Source organism: Streptomyces sp. NPDC017890 (genome assembly GCF_044328675.1).
Lineage (GTDB): Bacteria > Actinomycetota > Actinomycetes > Streptomycetales > Streptomycetaceae > Streptomyces.
Window position 1 is genome coordinate 32,644 of sequence record NZ_JBIRHU010000012.1, and the last position, 17,059, is coordinate 49,702.

Sequence of the window (17,059 nt, forward strand, 5' to 3'; positions counted from 1 at the left end):
CGAGTCGTCCCTTTACTCACCTTTTTCCGTCACGAAGTCCCGAAGTGGGTACCCCCATGTCTGAAACAGCCGTCAAGGCTCCCGGCGCTTCCGGCGCTCCCGGCGTCCCTGACGCCGGCCGCTGGAAAGCGCTCGTCTTCATCGCGCTCGCCCAGCTGATGGTCGTCCTCGACTCCACCATCGTGAACATCGCCCTGCCCTCCGCCCAGCAGGACCTCGGCATCTCCGACGGCAACCGGCAGTGGGTCGTCACGGCCTACGCCCTCGCCTTCGGCGGCCTGCTGCTCTTCGGCGGGCGGATAGCCGACCTGTGGGGCCGCAAGCGCACCTTCGTCACCGGGCTGGCCGGCTTCGCCGCCGCCTCCGCGCTCGGCGGGGCGGCCACTAACGAGGCGATGATGTTCGGCTCCCGCGCCCTCCAGGGCGTCTTCGGCGCGCTGCTCGCGCCCGCAGCGCTCTCCCTGCTCGCCGTGATGTTCACGGACGGCAAGGAGCGTGCCAAGGCCTTCGGCATCTACGGTGCGATCGCCGGTGGCGGTGCCGCCGTGGGCCTGATCCTCGGCGGTTTCCTCACCGAGTACCTGAACTGGCGCTGGACGTTCTTCGTCAACATCCCGTTCGCGATCGTCGCCGCGGCCGGCGCGTACCTCGTCATCCGTGAGCCGCAGGGCGGCCGCAACCGCTCGCCGCTCGACATCCCCGGCGTCATCCTGTCCACCCTCGGTCTGGTCGCCCTCGTCTACGGCTTCACCCGCGCCGAGTCCGAGGGCTGGAGCGACGCGGTGACGGTCGGCATGTTCGTCGGTTCCGCCGTGCTGCTCCTCGCCTTCGTGGTCGTCGAGTCGAAGGTCAAGACCCCGCTGCTGCCGCTGCGCGTGGTCACCGAGCGCAACCGGGGCGGGATCTACCTCTCGCTCGGCCTGGCGATCATCGCGATGTTCGGTCTGTTCCTCTTCCTGACCTACTACCTGCAGATCGTGAAGGGCTACTCGCCGGTGAAGACCGGTTTCGCCTTCCTGCCGATGGTCGTGGGCATGATCACGGGCTCCACGCAGATCGGTACCCGTCTGATGACCCGGGTCGCGCCCCGGCTGCTGATGGGCCCCGGCTTCCTGGTCGCCGCCGTCGGCATGTTGCTGCTGACCCAGCTGGAGATCGGCACCTCCTACGCCGCCGTGCTGCTGCCCGGCATGCTCCTGCTCGGCCTCGGCATGGGTACGGCGTTCATGCCGGCCATGTCCCTGGCCACCATGGGTGTGGAGCCGCGGGACTCCGGTGTCGCCTCCGCGATGGTCAACACCTCGCAGCAGGTGGGCGGCGCGATCGGTACGGCGCTGCTGAACACGATCGCCGCCTCGGCCACCACGTCCTACATCGCCGACCACATCGGCGGCGCGTCCTCCCGCTCCCAGCAGCAGCTGGTCCAGCTGGAGGGCCAGGTGCAGGGCTACGCCAGCGCGATCTGGTTCGCCGTCGGCATCCTGGTCGCGGCGGCCGTGATCGCCCTGACCTTCGTCAATGCGGGCCGGCCGGGCGGCAACGTCGTCACCGGGCCGGGTTCCGGTTCGGGTGACGCGGTCGAGGACGAGCTCCCGGTGCCGGTCATCGCCCACTGACGGCGCCGGACGCTTCACCCCTCGGGGCCCCGACGTTCCATCCGTGCGCGGGGGGAGGGGACGCCCCTCACGCACGGCTCCCACGGACCTGTCCTGGCTGCCCCGGCCGAGCGCTCAGCGCAGCCAGGGCAGGTCCGCACCCGCTTCGCTCGGCTGAAGTCCCTCGGCGACGATCCGCATGATCTCGCCGAGGGACTTCTGCTGTTCGGGGCTGAGCCGGTCGAAGACGGCCTGGCGTACGGCGTTCACGTGGCCGGGCGCGGTCCGGCTCAGCACCTCGTACCCCTCGTCCGTGAGGATGGCGAACTGACCCCGCTTGTCGGAGGGGCAGTCCTCCCGGCGTACCCAGCCGTTCTTCTCCAGGCGGGCGACGGCGTGCGAGAGGCGGGAACGGGTGATCTTCGCGTACCGGGCCAGCTCGGTCATCCGCAGCCGTCGCCGCGGTGACTCGGCGAGCTTGACCAGCAGGCCGTAGTAGACGTGCGGCATGCCCGCGTCGCGCTGGAGCTGTCGGTCGAGGTGGTCCTCGAGGAGGGTGGCGGCCTCGATGTAGGAGCGCCAGACGCGCTGTTCCTCGGCGCTGAGCCAGCGGGGCTCGTCGGCGGGGGGCGGGATGGGTGCCGTGTTCATGTATCCATCGTACGGAACCACTTCTTGAACATTAAACAAAGCTGGCGTAGATTCGCACGCACGAGGGGAAGATTGATAGTTCAAGCAATTCGTCTCACGTCACCGGGAGTCGCCCTCATGTCCGCCGCCACCCAGGAGCGCATGCCCGCCCTCTATCTCAGCCACGGCGCCCCGCCGCTCGCCGACGACCCCGTCTGGCCCGGCGAACTCGCCGCGTGGGCCGCCGCCCTCCCGCGCCCCAAGGCCGTCCTCGTCGTCTCCGCCCACTGGGAGGAGGCCCCGCTCGCCCTCGGCGCCACCCGGACTGTCCCCCTGGTACACGACTTCTGGGGCTTCCCGGAGCACTACTACCAGGTGCGCTACGAGGCTCCCGGCGCACCCGCGCTCGCCGAGTCCGTACGCAAGCTGCTGCGCGCCCCCGGTACGCCCGTGCAGGACGTCCCCGGCCGCGGCCTCGACCACGGCGCGTACGTCCCGCTCGTCGAGATGTACCCCGGCGCCGACATCCCGGTCCTCCAGGCCTCCATGCCGACCCTCGACCCGGCGCGGCTCATGGAGATCGGCCGCAGGCTCGCGCCGCTGCGCGACGAGGGCGTGCTGATCATCGGCTCCGGCTTCTTCACCCACAACCTCGCCGCGCTGCGCCAGGCCGGCGTACCCGCCTGGTCCGCGGAGTTCGACGACTGGGGACGGCGCGCGCTGGAGGCCGGTGACGTGGACGGGCTGCTCGACTTCGCCCGCAAGTCCCCGGCGGGCCTGCTCGCCCACCCGCGCACGGAGCACTTCGCCCCGCTCTTCGTGACGATGGGAGCGGCGGACGCGGCCGGTGGGCTGGACCTGCGGAAGTCCGTGATCGACGGGTTCTGGATGGGGCTGGCCAAGCGGTCGGTGCAGTTCGGCTGAGGGTTCGCCCCACGGGGGCGGACTACAGCGGCTTCTCGTACCAGGCGACGTCCCAGTACCGGCCGAACTTGCGGCCCACCTCGCGGTACGTGCCGACGTGCCGGAAACCGAAGCGCTCGTGCAGGCGCGTGGAGGCCTCGCCCGGCTGTGCGATGCCGGCGTACGCGCGGTGCAGGTCCTCGGCCGCCAGCGCCTCGAAGAGGGCCGTGTAGAGCAGCGTGCCGATGCCCCGGCCGCCGGAGTGCGGGGCGACGTAGACGGTGGTCTCCACCGAGGTTCCGTACGCGGGCTTCGCGCGATAAGGGCTGGATGTGGCGTACCCCAGAATCTCCTGTGAGTCCGCGTCCGTGGCAACCCTCAGCCGGTACGGGCCGTCTTCAGGGTGGGAGAGCAGCCAGGGGCGGCGCTCTTCCGGGGTGAAGGGCTCGGTGTCGAACGTGATGGGCGTCTCACGTACGTAGTGGTTGTAGAGGTCGGTGAGGGCCTCGAGGTCGCCCTCGACTCCCGGCCTGACCTGGACCTCTGTACGTGCCGACGGCATCGTGCCTCCTCATGTGGCGGCACAGGGTACTGCATGATCAGAAAAATCGGGGGGCGGGTTGGGAATTCTGTCCGGATTCCAGTCGTTGTTTCCATCGGATGCAGGGCACCCGAGGAGAGTCCCGACAGGGACCGGACACGACGAGATCCGAGACCGTACCGGAGACGACCCACACATGGTGCCGCGCACCCACAGGACCACCCGGACCACCCGCTGAACCACCATCGCAAGGGAGCACGCATGGCAACCCGTGCCGTCGCCCGTCGTAAGTCCGCCACCGGCGGGACCTCCGACGCGGCAACCAGCGTCCGCGCAGCCGGCGGTGAGCTCGCCGACCGCGATCTGGTCGGCATGTACCTCGACGAGATCGCACGGACCCCGCTGCTCGACGCCGCCAAGGAGGTCGAGCTGTCCCAGGCCATCGAGGCGGGTGTGTTCGCGCGGCAGGTCCTCGAAGGCTACGAGGAGACCGGGGCGGACGCCACCCGGGAGGAGCTCCAGGCCCTGATCGAGGAGAGCGAGCGGGCGAAGGACGTCTTCATCCGTTCCAACCTCCGTCTGGTCGTCGCGGTCGCCCGTCGCTACCCGCGCAGCGGCCTGCCGCTCCTCGACCTGATCCAGGAGGGCAACGCCGGCCTGGTCCGCGCGGTCGAGAAGTTCGACTACCGCAAGGGCTTCAAGTTCTCGACGTACGCGACGTGGTGGATCCGTCAGGCCATCACCCGCTCCATCGCCGACCAGTCGCGCACCATCCGGCTGCCCGTCCACCTGGTGGAGGAGCTGGGCAGGATCCGGCGTGTGCAGCGCGAGTTCAACCGCGAGCACGGCCGTGAGCCGGAGCCCGCTGAGATCGCCGCCGAGCTCGGTTCCACGCCGGAGCGCGTCACCGACGTCCTCGACTGGGCCCGCGACCCCGTCTCGCTGAACATGTCGGTGGACGACGAGGGCGAGACCCAGTTCGGCGACCTGCTGGAGGACACCTCCGCCGTGTCGCCCGAGCAGTCGGTGATGACGCTGCTGCGCAGCGAGGAGCTCGACGACCTCATCGGCCGTCTCGACCCGCGCACGGCCTCCATCATCAAGATGCGGTACGGCATCGATGACGGCCGCGAGCGTACGCTGACCGAGGTCGGCAAGGAGCACGGCCTCACGCGCGAGCGCATCCGGCAGATCGAGAAGCACGCGCTGCTGGAGCTGAAGAAGCTGGCCCGTGACACTGGCTTCGAGGCGGCGGCGTAAGGCGGTCGCGGAGGTCGCGTGGTCGCGATGTCACCGGCGGCGGGACGCGGGAGCGTGACGCGGGGGGCGTGACGCGACGCGTGGGGCGTACGCCGGTGACTGAACCCCGCGCAAACATGGCCGTGTAACGCTGCTTCAACCGGCGGAGGCCGGGAAAAAGAACACCGGGGCCCTTCGGTTCCCAGCCGTCCGATCCCGGGGCCACCGCCCCCGGAACGGGCCCTTCCGGCCCCTTGGACCACGTCCCGACGCACTCCCCCCGGCGCCGGGACCTCCCCGAGCCGGGCTCGGCGCCTCTCCCCCCGGGGCGTCGGGCCCGGCTCCTCCCATGGGGGAGGCGGGCCGGAGCAGACGGGGAGGCGGGCCGGAGCAGACGGGGAGGCGGGGCACCCCGAACCTGAACCCCGGGGTGGCCCGCCGAATGGCAGATTCTGCCACAGCGGCATAGCCTGCCGAAGTGAGCAGCACCATCCCAGCATTCCCCGCCTCCGGCCCGGGGCCGGTCTCCCTGACCGAGAGGCGCAAGGCCGAGACCCGGATGGAGATCGCCCGTGCGGCGGCCCGCCTCTTCGTCGGCCAGGGACTGCGGGCCACCCGGGCCGAGGACATCGCCAGGGCCGCCGGCGTCGCCCCGCGCACCTTCTACCGCTACTTCGCGACCAAGGAGGAGGCCGTCGCCCCGCTGTACGCCCTGGGTGCCGAGCGCTGGGCGCAGGCGGTGCGCGCGGCGCCGGCCGAGCTGTCCCCGGCCGAGGCACTGGAACACGCCGTGCGGCACACGCTGACGCCGGGTGCAGGGGTCTCGGCGGCGTCCTGGGAATGGGCCCGCACCCTCATCCGCCTGGCCGAGAGCAGTCCGGCGCTGCGGAAGGTGTGGGCGGAGGTCTGCTGGACGACGGAGCGGGCGCTCGCCGAGGTGCTGGCCGCGCGGATCGCCCGGGGGGACGACAACGTTGCCGCGCGGCTGAGGGACTCGCCCGAGCTGTACTTCGGGGCCGCTGCGGCGGGGGCGGCGATGCGGGTGGCGGTGGAGTACTGGGCGGCCTCCCCCGAGGCGGCAGGGAGCCCCGTGGAGTTGGCACTGCGCAATCTCGGGATGCTCCGGACGGTCGCCTGGGGGTGCGGTCGCACGGGGTAGGAGAGGGCTGGTCGCTGGGCGGGCGGTTGGGGACGTGGTGGTGCGTGGGGTGGGGACGCGGTGATGCGTTGGGTGGGAACGCGGTGATGCGCGGGGCGGGGCTGGCGAGGTGGAGGCGGGCCGGCGCGGGGTGAGGTGAAGGCGCGTCGCGCTGCGGTGGTGCCGCTTCCTCGCCGTCATGCGTCCCCCGACGCCCTCACCAGCCTCATCCCCAACGCCCTTACGCACTCCACCAGTTCCGCCGGCTCCCGTACCCGGAAGTCCACCCCCAGCATCGCGAGCCGTACCGCCATCCACTCCACCGAGTCGGACACGGTCGCCCGCAGGACGCACGACGCGCCACCGTCCGCCGCCTCCGGCGTCCCGAGCCACTGCGGGAGCCGTACCGCGACGACCTCGGCCGGCGCGTCGAAGGCGACCACGATCTCGTACGAGTCCCCGCGCCGCTGCATCGAGCGCCGCAGGTACTCCGCCGCGCTCCCGGTCGGCAACTCCCGCGGCGCGAACCGCGCACCCGTGGCGAACGGTTCGCTCACCCGGTCGACCCGGAAGGTCCGCCAGTCGTCCCGGTCGAGGTCGTAGGCGACCAGGTACCAGCGGCGCCCCGTCGACACCAGCCGGTACGGCTCCGTCACGCGCCGCGACTCGGTGCCGTCGCCCGCGCGGTAGGCGAACCGCAGCCGCTCCCGTCCGGCCACCGTCGAGGCCATCACGGTCAGCGTCTCGGGCGCGATGCTCGGCCCGTCCCCGCTGGTCAGCGGCGTCGTCGCGGCCTGGAGGGTGGCGACGCGGTGGCGCAGCCGGCCCGGCAGTACCTGCTCCAGCTTGGCCAGCGCCCGCACGGACGCCTCGTCCACGCCCTCCACCGCGTGACCGGCGCCGGCGCGCAGCCCCACCGCGATGGCCACCGCCTCCTCGTCGTCGAGGACGAGGGGCGGCATCGCCTTGCCGGCCACCAGCCGGTAGCCGCCGTCGGCGCCCATGCTGGCCTGCACGGGGTAGCCCAGCTCGCGCAGCCGGTCGATATCCCGCCGGACCGTGCGGCGGGAGACCCCGAGCCGGTCGGCGAGCTCGCCGCCGGGCCATTCGCGGGGTGTCTGGAGGAGGGAGAGGAGCGTCAGGAGCCGGGCCGGAGTGTCCGTCGTCATGGATCCGAGGATGCCGCACATCTAGGACGGGATCTGTCCTACCGAGGTCATAGCTTCCTGCCATGACCTCAACGCACACCCCGGGGCCCGCACCCGCCCAGCCCGTCGCCGGCGACCGACGTCGCTGGTTCGCCCTCGCGATCGTGATGACCGCGGCCTTCATGGACCTGGTGGACGTCACCATCGTCAACATCGCGATCCCGTCGATCCGGCAGGACGAGGGAGCCTCCTTCAGCCAGATCCAGTGGATCACCGCCGGTTACGCGCTCGCCTTCGCCGCCGGTCTCATCACCGGCGGGCGGCTCGGTGACATCCACGGCCGCAAGCGGGTGTTCCTCATCGGCATCGGCGGCTTCACCGTCGCGTCCGCGCTGTGCGGCCTCGCCGTGAACCCGGAGATGCTCGTCGCCTCCCGCATACTCCAGGGCGCCATGGCGGCGCTGATGGTGCCGCAGGTGCTGTCGATCGTGCACGCCACCTTCCCGGCACACGAACGGGGCAAGGTGTTCGGGCTGTTCGGCGCGATCGTCGGACTGGGGGCCGTCTCCGGTCCGCTGCTCGGCGCCCTGCTCACCGAGTGGAACCTGTTCGGGCTGGAGTGGCGGCCCATCTTCCTCATCAACCTGCCGGTCGGTATCGCGGGACTCGTCCTCGGCAGCCGCTTCATCACCGAGTCCAAGGCGCCGCGCGCCCTCAAGCTGGACCTGGTCGGGGTCGCTCTGGTCACCCTCGGTCTGCTCATGCTGGTCTACCCGCTGACCCGGGGCCGCGAGCTGGGCTGGCCACTGTGGGGGTACCTGTCGATGGCCGGCGCGTTCGTGGTCCTCGCGGTGCTGGTGGCGTACGAGAGGCGCAAGACCGTGCGGGACGGCTCGCCGCTGGTCGAGCTGTCGCTGTTCCGGGTGAAGAGCTTCGCGGCGGGCATCGCCGTGCAGACCGTCTTCGGGGTGGCGCTCGGCATCTTCTTCCTGGTGTGGACGCTGTACATGCAGGACGGGCTCGGCTGGACCCCGCTGCGGGCCGGGCTGACCGGAGTGCCGTTCTCGATCGCCGTCTCCGTGGCGGCCGGGGTGTCGGTGCAGAAACTGGTCCCGCGCTTCGGGCGCAAGGTGCTCCAGGCGGGCGCGCTGGTGATGGCGGCCGGAGTACTGCTCTACATCTGGGAGTCCGAGCGGTACGGGCTCGGCATCACGTCCTGGCAGATGGCGCTGCCGCTCGTCGTGATGGGCGTCGGCATGGGGCTGATCGTCGCGCCGCTGACGGACGCGGTGCTGTCCCAGGTGCCGCGTGAGCACGCCGGGGCGGCGTCCGGACTCATCAACACCGTGCAGCAGATGGGCAACGCGCTGGGGCTCGGCCTGGTGTCGGTGGTCTTCTTCGGCACGATGAGCGACCACGTGGCCCCGCCCCGCGTCGGCCCGGAGTACGCGGACGGCTTCCAGAACGCGCTGGGCTGGGTGGCCGCCGTACTGGCCGTCATCTTCCTGCTGATGTTCGCACTGCCCAAGCGGCCGGCCCAGCACGTGGAAGGAGCTCAGGAGGACGCCGGTGCGCAGGAGAAGGAGCCCGCGCTGGTCTGAACCCCGCCGCGCTCCGGGAGCGGGCGGACGGGGCGGGGTGGGCAGAGGAGGGGCGGGTCCGGTACTTCGGTGCCGGACCCGCCCCTCGTCCCTCTTCGCGCTCAGGGCGGCAAGCCGGACCGCGATGCCCGTTCATGTCTGAGTGAGCCCGAGTGCTTCCGATTTCCTGTTTACATTCCGGAAAACCGGGCGTAGCCTCCGTCTGAAACCACAGGTTCGGGCACAGGTCGGAGGCGAACGGGCATGTACGCACCGGAGCGGCAGCAGGAGATCCTCCGGCTCGCCCGGGACGGCGGCCGGGTGGACGTGGTGTCCCTGGCGGAGGAGTTCCAGGTGACGGCGGAGACCATCCGCCGCGACCTCAAGGCGCTCGACCGGGCCGGTCTGCTCCGCCGGGTGCACGGCGGCGCGATCCCCGCCGGCCGGCTCGACTTCGAGCCCGACCTCGCCGAGCGCGAGTCCACGGCGGCCGACGAGAAGGACCGGATCGCCAAGGCGGCCCTGGCGGAACTGCCGCACGACGGCACGCTGATCCTCGACGCCGGTTCCACGGTGGCCCTGCTGGCCGCCGCGATCCCGCCGGAGAGTTCGCTGACCGTCGTCACCCACAGCCTGCCCATCGCGGCCCGCCTCGCCGACCACCCCGGCATCCAGCTGCATCTGGTCGGCGGGCGCGTGCGGCACCGTACGCGCGCCGCCGTGGACGCCTGGGCGCTGCGCGCGTACGGCGAGATCCGCGCCGACGTGGTGCTGGTGGCCGCCAACGGCTTCTCCGCCGAGCACGGCCTGACCACCCCCGATCTCGCCGAGGCCGCGGTCAAGCGGGCCGCCGTCGCCGCCGCCCGCCGCGTGGTGCTGCTCGCCGACTCCTCCAAGCACGGCCAGGAGCACTTCGCCCGCTTCGGCTCCCTCGGCGACGTGGACCTGCTGATCACCGACAGCGGGCTGACCCCCGAAGACGCCACCGCCATCGAGCGCGACGGCACGGAAGTAGTACGCGCATGATCCTCACCGTCACCCCCAACCCGTCCCTGGACCGCACCTACGAGGTGCCCTCCCTCGACCGCGGCGAGGTCGTCCGCGCCACGGTCGAGCGCGTGGACCCGGGCGGCAAGGGTGTGAACGTCTCGCGCGCGGTGACCGCGGCCGGCCGTCGCACCGTCGCCGTGCTGCCGCTCGGCGGAGCTCCGGGCGCACTCGTCGCCGACCTGCTCGACGCCCAGGGCATCGAGGTCGCGCCGGTGCCGATCACCGGGGCCACCCGCTCCAACATCGCGCTCGCCGAGACCGACGGCGTCCTGACGAAGATCAACGCGCCGGGTCCCGAACTGTCGGCGGCCGAGCAGGAACTGCTCCTGGAGACCGTACGGCGCCAGTCGCCCGGCGCGGACTGGATCGCCTGCTGCGGCAGCCTGCCCCGCGGACTCGCCCCCTCCTGGTACGCGGCGCTGGTCGCCCGTGCGCACACGGCCGGTGTCCGCATCGCCCTGGACACCTCCGGACCGGCGCTGCTCCAGGCGCTGCGCGAGGGGCCCGACGTGGTCAAGCCGAACGCCGAGGAGCTCGCCGAGGCCGTCGGGCGGCCCCTGGCCACCGTCGGCGACGCCGTGAAGGCCGCCGAGGAACTGCGGGAGCTGGGCGCCCGGTCCGTGCTCGCCAGCCTGGGCGCCGACGGGCAGCTGCTCGTGGCCGACGAGGGCACCTGGTTCGGCAGCGCCCGCGTGGACGCCGTACGCAGCAACGTCGGCGCCGGTGACTCCTCCCTCGCCGGTTTCCTCGTCGCCGGCGGTACCGGTCCGGGCGCCCTCGCCTCCGCCGTCGCGCACGGTGCCGCCGCCGTCCGGCTGCCCGGCAGCGTGATGCCGACGCCGGCCGACCTGGACCCGGGCACGGTGACGGTCACGGCGGAGGTGCCGGTGGACCGCGTACTGAAGGAGCCGGCGTCATGACCTTCCCGCGCGGCCTTCCTGGTCCTGCGTCTGGTGCTGCGCCCGACGCCCCACCCGGCGCTTTCCCCGCTTGTCAGGACCCCGGCACCCTCGCCGGAGCCGCCCGCAGCCCCCACCGCAGTGCCCCCGTCCCCCTCCCCGCCCCCGCCCACCACTCCGTGTTCCGGGCGATACGCGAGCTAAGGAGCCCGCGATGAGCGACATGATCACCGCGGATCTGGTCGACCTCGACCTGTCCGCCGACACCAAGGAAGCGGCGGCGCGCGCCCTCGCCGAGCGGATGGTGGCCCTGGGCCGGGTGACCGACCTGGAGGGCTTCCTCGCCGACGTGGCCGCCCGCGAGGCGCAGATGCCGACCGGCCTCGACGGCGGCATCGGCATCCCGCACTGCCGCAGCGCCCACGTCACCGAGCCGACGCTCGCCTTCGGGCGCAGCGCGGACGGCATCGACTTCGGGGCGGCGGACGGCCCGGCCGACCTGGTCTTCCTGATCGCCGCTCCGGCGGGCGCCGACGACGCCCACCTCACGATCCTCTCCGCACTGGCGCGGCAGCTGATGAACGCCGAGTTCACCGCCGCACTGCGGTCGGTGGGCGGGGCGACGGCCGCCGCGGCGCTGATCCGCGGGGAGGAGCCGGGCGGCTCCGAAGGCGACTCGGCAGGCGACTCGGAGGGCGATCCGGCAGGCGGTCCGGGAACCGATCCGGCAGACGGTCCGGGACCCGGCGTGGACTCCGTGGCGGCCTCGGCGGCGGCCTCCGCCGAGGCCGCCACGGGCAGCACGGGCAGCACGGGCAGCACGGGCGAGACGGAAGAGCCCGGGCAGCCCGGGCGGGCGGAGCGTCCCTTCCGTATCGTCGCCGTCACCTCCTGCCCCACCGGCATCGCGCACACCTACATGGCGGCCGAGTCGCTGGAGAACGCGGGCCGCGAGTCGGGCGTCGAGGTCGTCGTCGAGACGCAGGGCTCGGCCGGCTTCACCCGGCTGGACCCCGCGGTGATCGAGGCGGCGGACGGCGTGATCTTCGCCCACGACGTGCCCGTACGCGACAGGGACCGCTTCGCCGGGAAGCCCACCGTCGACACCGGCGTCAAGGCGGCCATCAACCGGCCCGGCGAACTGATCGGCGAGGTCCGCGGGAAGGCGGCCCGCGGCGAGGTCACGGCGGCCGGCCCCGCCGGTTCCGCCGGTCCGGCCGGTGCGACGCCCGTGGAGCGTGGCGGCGGGTCCGGCGAGGGGTACGGGACGAAGCTGCGCGTCTGGCTGATGTCCGGCGTCAGTTACATGGTGCCGTTCGTCGCCGCGGGCGGTCTGCTCATCGCTCTCGGCTTCGCCATCGGCGGTTACGAGATCAACGAGGCGCCGTCGGTGATGGACCACTTCGTGTGGTCCCAGGCGGACAGCTGGGCGGCACTGCTGTTCCAGATCGGCGGCGTGGCGTTCGCGTTCCTCGTCCCGGTGCTGGCCGGTTACATCGCCTACGGCATGGCGGACCGGCCCGGCCTGGTGCCCGGTTTCGTCGGCGGCTCGATCGCGCTGACCATCAACGCCGGGTTCCTCGGCGGCCTGGCGGCCGGTCTGATCTCCGGTGCCGTGGTGATGGCGATCCAGCGGATACGTATCCCGGCGGCGCTGCGCGGCATCATGCCGGTCGTGGTGATCCCGCTGATCTCCGCCGCGATCGTCGGGTTCCTGATGTTCGTGGTGATCGGCAAGCCCATCGCGTCCGCGCAGAAGGCGATGACCGACTGGCTGAGCGACCTGTCCGGTGCCAACGCGATCCTGCTCGGCGCCCTGCTCGGCCTGATGATGTGCTTCGACCTGGGCGGCCCCGTCAACAAGGTCGCGTACGCCTTCGCCGCCGCCGGCATCGCGGTCTCCGACCCCAGCGACTCGGCGATGAAGATCATGGCGGCGGTCATGGCCGCCGGCATGGTCCCGCCGCTGGCGATGGCCCTGGCGACAACCGTGCGGAGCAGGCTCTTCAACGCCGCCGAGCGCGAGAACGGCAAGGCCGCCTGGGTGCTGGGCGCCTCCTTCATCTCCGAGGGCGCGATCCCGTTCGCCGCGGCCGACCCGCTGCGGGTCATCCCGTCCTCGATGGTGGGCGGCGCGATCACCGGCGCCCTGTCGATGGCCTTCGGCGCCACGCTCCGCGCCCCGCACGGCGGCATCTTCGTGGTCCCGCTGATCGGCAACCCGCTGCTCTACCTGGTCGCCATCGCGGCCGGCGTCTGCGTCACCACGGCTCTGGTGATCGTCCTGAAGGGGCTGCGCAAGCCGGCGCCGGGAGCGGCGGCCCAGGGGCCCGGCGGTGCGGACCCGTCGGCCTCGGCGCAGGGGGCCAAGCAGCCGGTGGCCGCGTAAGGGAGGGTCTTCGTCGACGGTTCACGGGCCGGGTTCCGCAGGGGACCCGGCCCGGTGTCGTCCGTACCGCGCTCCGGGAAGGCCGTCAGGAGACCTGCGCCGCGCGCCGCTCCATCGCGCGGCGGGCGGTGTCCTCGCTCTCGTAGACCTCGCACATGTGCCGCCCGTCCGGGGTGGCCGTGTGCTCGACCTCCCAGAGGGAGACCTCCGCGCCGTCGCGCAGCAGGAACGCGTGCTCGTAGAGCGAGAAGCCGATCCGGGCGCGGCCCGCGGGGCCGGGGCCGCCGAAGGCCTGGGTGATCTGGTGCGCGGACGCCGTCGTCAGCCGGGCGGCGAGGTCGGTGCCGGGCCGGTCCGGGTTCTCCGCGCGGCGCAGCAGCCGGCGGGCGTGGTCCGCCGAGGCGTCACGGACGTAGGCGTGCCGCGGGGCGGGGACCGGGGACAGCTGCACCTGCACGGGCAGTTCGAAGTCGGGGGTGTCCGGCGGCAGTGCCAGTCGAGCGGTGGCAGTGCGCAGCTCCTCCTCGTCGACGTACACCTCGTGCTGCGGTTCACTGCCCGGGGCGGTGTTGTGGACGAGCTCCCACAGCGTGATCGCCGATCCGTCGGCGAGCAGCCAGGTGTGCCGGTACGTCTCGCGGTGCAGCCCCGCGCTGTGGTGCGCGGAGTGCAGGGAACCGTCGTGCGCCAGCGCGCAGTCCAGTTGCCGTATCGTCTCGTCGGGCAGCTCGAACGAGTTCAGTGCGCGACCGAGCAGTCGCATGAGGTGCTCCTCCGGAGACTCGGGCGACTCGGGTGGTTCGTACGCTGCCGTCTCGTACGGAACGCTCAAGGTTTCTCCCGGCGTTGCTGCATGTCACCTTGTGGGTGCATACCGTAGCCCCTCGGTCGGACATCATGTCCGGGAACCGAGAAAACATACGCGGGAAAAACGCGCGGGCCGCGCGAAAAGTTCCCGCGCGACCCGACGGTCCGTCAAATTCCGCAGCTCACAGAGCTGTCAGGCGGCGCTTCCGGCGACCCACTCACTCCACGCCATGTTCCAGCCGTTGAGTCCGTTGTCCGGCGCCACCGTGCCGTCCGGGGAGTTCTTGACGATCACGACGTCCCCGATGAGCGAGCTGTCGTAGAACCACTTCGCGGGGGTGTCGCCCTGTCCGCCCTGGATGTCCCGCAGGCCGACACAGCCGTGGCTGGTGCCCTGGCGGCCGAAGGGTGAATTGCCCTTGTTGTACCAGTAGTTGCCGTGGAGGAAGGTGCCGGAGGTCGTCAACCGCATGGCGTGCGGCACGTCCGGGATGTCGTACTCACCGCCGAACCCGACCGTCGAACCGTCCATGTGCGTCTTCAGGGACTTCTCCGAGATCACCATCTGCCCGTTGTACGTCGGGTTCTCGGCGCTGCCCGCCGAGATGGGGACCGACTTGAGCGTCTTGCCGTCGCGCACGACCGTCATGGTCTGCGTGTTCGCGTCCACCGTGGAGACCTGCGCGCGGCCCACGGTGAAGGTGACGGTCTTCTTCTGCACGCCGTAGACGTCGTTCGCCCCTTCCACCCCGTCCAGGTCGATCTTCATCGTGACCTTGGAGCCGGCCTTCCAGTACTCCTCGGGCCGGAAGTCGAGCCGCTGGTCGCCGAACCAGTGCCCGACCACCTCCTGCCCGCTGCTGGAGGTGACGGTGATGTGCGACTGCACGCTCTTCCTGTCGCTGATCGCCTTGTCGAACTTGAACGACACCGGCATTCCCACCCCCACCGTGGTGCCGCCGTCCGGGGTGTACGTGCCGATGAAGCTGTTGGCCGAGGAGACGGTGGTGAAGACCGAGTCGGCGGCGGACGTCAGACCGTCGGCGTCCTTCGCGGTGGCCGTGATCCGGTACTTCGTGCCGCGCTCCAGCTGCTCCTTCGGCTTCCAGCTGCCGCCGTCGGCGGAGACCGTGCCCGGCACGACCGCGCCCGTCTCCGGCACCGTCATCTTCACGTCGGTCAGCCTGCCGTCGCTCACCTTCACGCCGGTCCGGTTGATCGAAGCGCCGGTCGATCCGTCCTTCGCCGAGATCACGACCTTCGCGACCGAGGTCCGGACGGAGTCCGTGCCGCCGCCCTTGCCGTCCTTCTCGTCATCGGCGCTGGCGCTTCCGCCGCAGGCGGTGAGGGTGAGGGCGCCGACCACCAGGGCGGCACAGGCCCCCAGTACGCGCCGCGTGGGTATGTTCGGCGTTGTCACGGGCTGCTCCAGGTTCAGGTGTTGCGCGGTTTCGCTTCAGACCTGTAGAGGCGGTCGGCGACCGACGGGGTTCCCACCGGTCGCCCGGAACGCCGACACGTGACAGAACCAGGACAATCACTCACGCGGCCAACCAGTTGCTCGGCCAACCAGTTGGTCACCCAGCCACTTGCTCGTCCAGCTACCCGCTCGGCCGGCTACCTGCTCGGCCGGCCAGTTGGTCGTCCAGCCGCTTGACCGCCCTGTCGCCCGCCCGGGTCCGGTCAGCCGGCCCTGGACGGCCGTCCGTACAGCTCCTCGTACGCCGGCCACGCCCCGCCCGGCCCGTCCACCGGTTCGGCGGCCCGCACGGCCCGCACGATCGCACGCGTCACCATGTCCGCGCCCGCCGCCAGCAATTCGTTCAGCGCGAGCGGCTGGGTTGTGTCGAGCGGGCGCCTACCGGTCGCCAGGGTGAACACCGTGTCCCCGTCGCTGAGCAGGTGCACCGGCCGTACGGCACGCGCGATGCCGTCGTGTGCCGTGCCGGCCAGCTTCTGCGCCTGTGCCTTGGACAGGTCCGCGTCGGTGGCGACCACGGCGAGCGTGGTGTTCAGCGGCGGCGGGGCGTTCCTCGCCGCGACCTCGGCGAGACGCCGTCCCGCGGCCTCGTGGACGTCCGGCGCCGGGTACTCCACCCGCCCGCCCCGGAAGAACTCCCCGTACAGCACCCCCGTTTCCGGGTCCGTCACCGACCCCGCCGCGTTGGCCACCACCAGCGCCGCCACCGTGATCCCCGACTCCAGCGCGGTGCTCGCGGTGCCGATCCCGCCCTTCAGGGTGCCGACCACGGCTCCCGTGCCCGCCCCGACACAGCCCTCGGCCACCTCCGCGCCCGGCGCGCTCGCGTGGGCCGCCTCGGCCGCCGCCCGTCCGGTGGCCGCGTCCGGCCTGGCCCGGAAATCGCCTCCGCGCCCCAGGTCGAAGACGCAGGCCGCGGGCACCACCGGCACCACATGCGCGGGGTCCGGGCCGACGCGCACCCCCCGCCCCCGCTCCTCCAGCCAGGCCATCACCCCCGACGCCGCGTCGAGCCCGTACGCGCTGCCGCCGGTCAGCACGACCGCCTGGACCTTCTGCACCAGGTTGCGCGGATCGAGGGCGTCGGTCTCCTTGGTGCCGGGGCCGCCTCCGCGCACGTCCACGGCGGCGACCGCCCCGTCCCCCGGCGCCAGCACCACCGTCGTGCCCGTGAGCCACCCGTCACCGGTGCGCGTCGCATGCCCCACCAGCACGCCGGCGACGTCCGTCAATGCGTCAACTGTCATGCCGCCAGTCTCGACCAGCCTTCGGCGGCTTCGGCGGCTTCGGCGGCATCAGGCGGTGGGCGCTGTGGTCCGCGTGGGGTGACTCCGGCGCGTGGCCGGTGTCACCCCGGCGGCCACGGCCTGCGCCATGAGGGCCCCGGTGAAGATCCCCGTCGTGAGCACCGCCGGATCATGGCGGAGCGCCGTCCAAGAGGCGGGCCGTACCCTGGAGCCATGAGCACCACGCCCGAACCCGAGCCCCGCGCACCCAGGTCCGCGCTGGTCTTCGACGACCCCCTGGACCAGCAGACGTCGGACGACACCGACCGCGGATGGGGCGAGCGGCCCGAGAGCGGCGACGGCGCGGCCGACCTGAAGCGCTTCCTCGACGAGAAGCCGCCCCACCACCTGTGAGCCGCGCGGGTCCCGCCCGC

At 72.1% G+C, this 17,059-nt stretch carries 15 protein-coding genes; 9 read left to right on the plus strand and 6 right to left on the minus strand.

Annotated features, from left to right (window positions below):
* The first annotated feature begins 56 nt into the window (after nucleotides 1-56).
* Entirely contained in the window at nucleotides 57-1,616 is a 1,560-nt protein-coding gene (locus ACH4F2_RS17385; RefSeq protein WP_398133553.1) for an MFS transporter, read from the plus strand.
* A gap of 114 nt (nucleotides 1,617-1,730) precedes the next feature.
* Here ACH4F2_RS17385 and ACH4F2_RS17390 read toward each other — a convergent pair whose 3' ends face one another.
* A complete protein-coding gene (locus ACH4F2_RS17390; RefSeq protein ID WP_398133554.1) occupies nucleotides 1,731-2,246 on the minus strand; it encodes a MarR family winged helix-turn-helix transcriptional regulator in 516 nt (171 codons plus the stop codon).
* Nucleotides 2,247-2,363: 117 nt separating this feature from the next.
* Between ACH4F2_RS17390 and ACH4F2_RS17395 the strand changes: the two genes are divergently transcribed.
* Entirely contained in the window at nucleotides 2,364-3,149 is a 786-nt protein-coding gene (locus tag ACH4F2_RS17395) for a dioxygenase (protein ID WP_398133555.1), read from the plus strand.
* Between the two features lie 22 nt (nucleotides 3,150-3,171).
* Here the strand turns inward: ACH4F2_RS17395 and ACH4F2_RS17400 are convergent, their stop codons facing one another.
* Nucleotides 3,172-3,690 carry a GNAT family N-acetyltransferase gene (locus ACH4F2_RS17400; protein WP_398133556.1) on the minus strand — a complete coding sequence of 173 codons (519 nt, stop codon included), beginning with the start codon at nucleotides 3,688-3,690 and terminating at the stop codon, nucleotides 3,172-3,174.
* A 240-nt stretch (nucleotides 3,691-3,930) separates the two neighbouring features.
* Between ACH4F2_RS17400 and ACH4F2_RS17405 the strand changes: the two genes are divergently transcribed.
* Both ACH4F2_RS17405 and ACH4F2_RS17410 read left to right on the plus strand, forming a co-directional pair.
* Entirely contained in the window at nucleotides 3,931-4,929 is a 999-nt protein-coding gene (locus ACH4F2_RS17405; RefSeq protein WP_398133557.1) for an RNA polymerase sigma factor RpoD/SigA, read from the plus strand.
* 457 nt (nucleotides 4,930-5,386) lie between these two features.
* Complete coding sequence (locus ACH4F2_RS17410; RefSeq protein WP_398133558.1) at nucleotides 5,387-6,067, plus strand: TetR/AcrR family transcriptional regulator; 681 nt, start codon at nucleotides 5,387-5,389, stop codon at nucleotides 6,065-6,067.
* A 176-nt stretch (nucleotides 6,068-6,243) separates the two neighbouring features.
* On the opposite strand, the gene ACH4F2_RS17415 is transcribed toward ACH4F2_RS17410, so the two are convergent.
* Complete coding sequence (locus ACH4F2_RS17415) at nucleotides 6,244-7,215, minus strand: helix-turn-helix transcriptional regulator (protein WP_398133559.1); 972 nt, start codon at nucleotides 7,213-7,215, stop codon at nucleotides 6,244-6,246.
* A gap of 62 nt (nucleotides 7,216-7,277) precedes the next feature.
* Between ACH4F2_RS17415 and ACH4F2_RS17420 the strand changes: the two genes are divergently transcribed.
* From ACH4F2_RS17420 to ACH4F2_RS17435, 4 genes are all read left to right on the plus strand, one after another.
* Nucleotides 7,278-8,795: an MFS transporter gene (locus ACH4F2_RS17420; RefSeq protein ID WP_398133560.1), complete on the plus strand. Its 1,518-nt coding sequence runs from the start codon at nucleotides 7,278-7,280 to the stop codon at nucleotides 8,793-8,795.
* Nucleotides 8,796-9,038: 243 nt separating this feature from the next.
* Entirely contained in the window at nucleotides 9,039-9,800 is a 762-nt protein-coding gene (locus tag ACH4F2_RS17425) for a DeoR/GlpR family DNA-binding transcription regulator (protein WP_398133561.1), read from the plus strand.
* On the plus strand, nucleotides 9,797-10,744 hold the full coding sequence (gene pfkB / locus ACH4F2_RS17430) for a 1-phosphofructokinase (RefSeq protein ID WP_398133562.1): 948 nt from the start codon (nucleotides 9,797-9,799) through the stop codon (nucleotides 10,742-10,744). The genes ACH4F2_RS17425 and pfkB overlap by 4 nt, the downstream gene beginning before the upstream one ends.
* 193 nt (nucleotides 10,745-10,937) lie before the next feature.
* Nucleotides 10,938-13,112, plus strand: coding sequence for a fructose-specific PTS transporter subunit EIIC (locus ACH4F2_RS17435; protein ID WP_398133563.1), 2,175 nt, complete (start codon nucleotides 10,938-10,940; stop codon nucleotides 13,110-13,112).
* Nucleotides 13,113-13,197: 85 nt separating this feature from the next.
* Here the strand turns inward: ACH4F2_RS17435 and ACH4F2_RS17440 are convergent, their stop codons facing one another.
* The 3 genes from ACH4F2_RS17440 to ACH4F2_RS17450 form a co-directional block, all read right to left on the minus strand.
* A complete protein-coding gene (locus ACH4F2_RS17440) occupies nucleotides 13,198-13,944 on the minus strand; it encodes a DUF6227 family protein (RefSeq protein ID WP_398133564.1) in 747 nt (248 codons plus the stop codon).
* A gap of 168 nt (nucleotides 13,945-14,112) precedes the next feature.
* Nucleotides 14,113-15,339 carry an Ig-like domain-containing protein gene (locus ACH4F2_RS17445; RefSeq protein WP_398133565.1) on the minus strand — a complete coding sequence of 409 codons (1,227 nt, stop codon included), beginning with the start codon at nucleotides 15,337-15,339 and terminating at the stop codon, nucleotides 14,113-14,115.
* Between the two features lie 263 nt (nucleotides 15,340-15,602).
* Nucleotides 15,603-16,646: a P1 family peptidase gene (locus ACH4F2_RS17450; protein WP_398133566.1), complete on the minus strand. Its 1,044-nt coding sequence runs from the start codon at nucleotides 16,644-16,646 to the stop codon at nucleotides 15,603-15,605.
* A gap of 213 nt (nucleotides 16,647-16,859) precedes the next feature.
* Here ACH4F2_RS17450 and ACH4F2_RS17455 point away from each other — a divergent pair, with 213 nt between their 5' ends.
* Entirely contained in the window at nucleotides 16,860-17,039 is a 180-nt protein-coding gene (locus ACH4F2_RS17455) for a hypothetical protein (RefSeq protein WP_398133567.1), read from the plus strand.
* Nucleotides 17,040-17,059 lie beyond the last annotated feature (20 nt).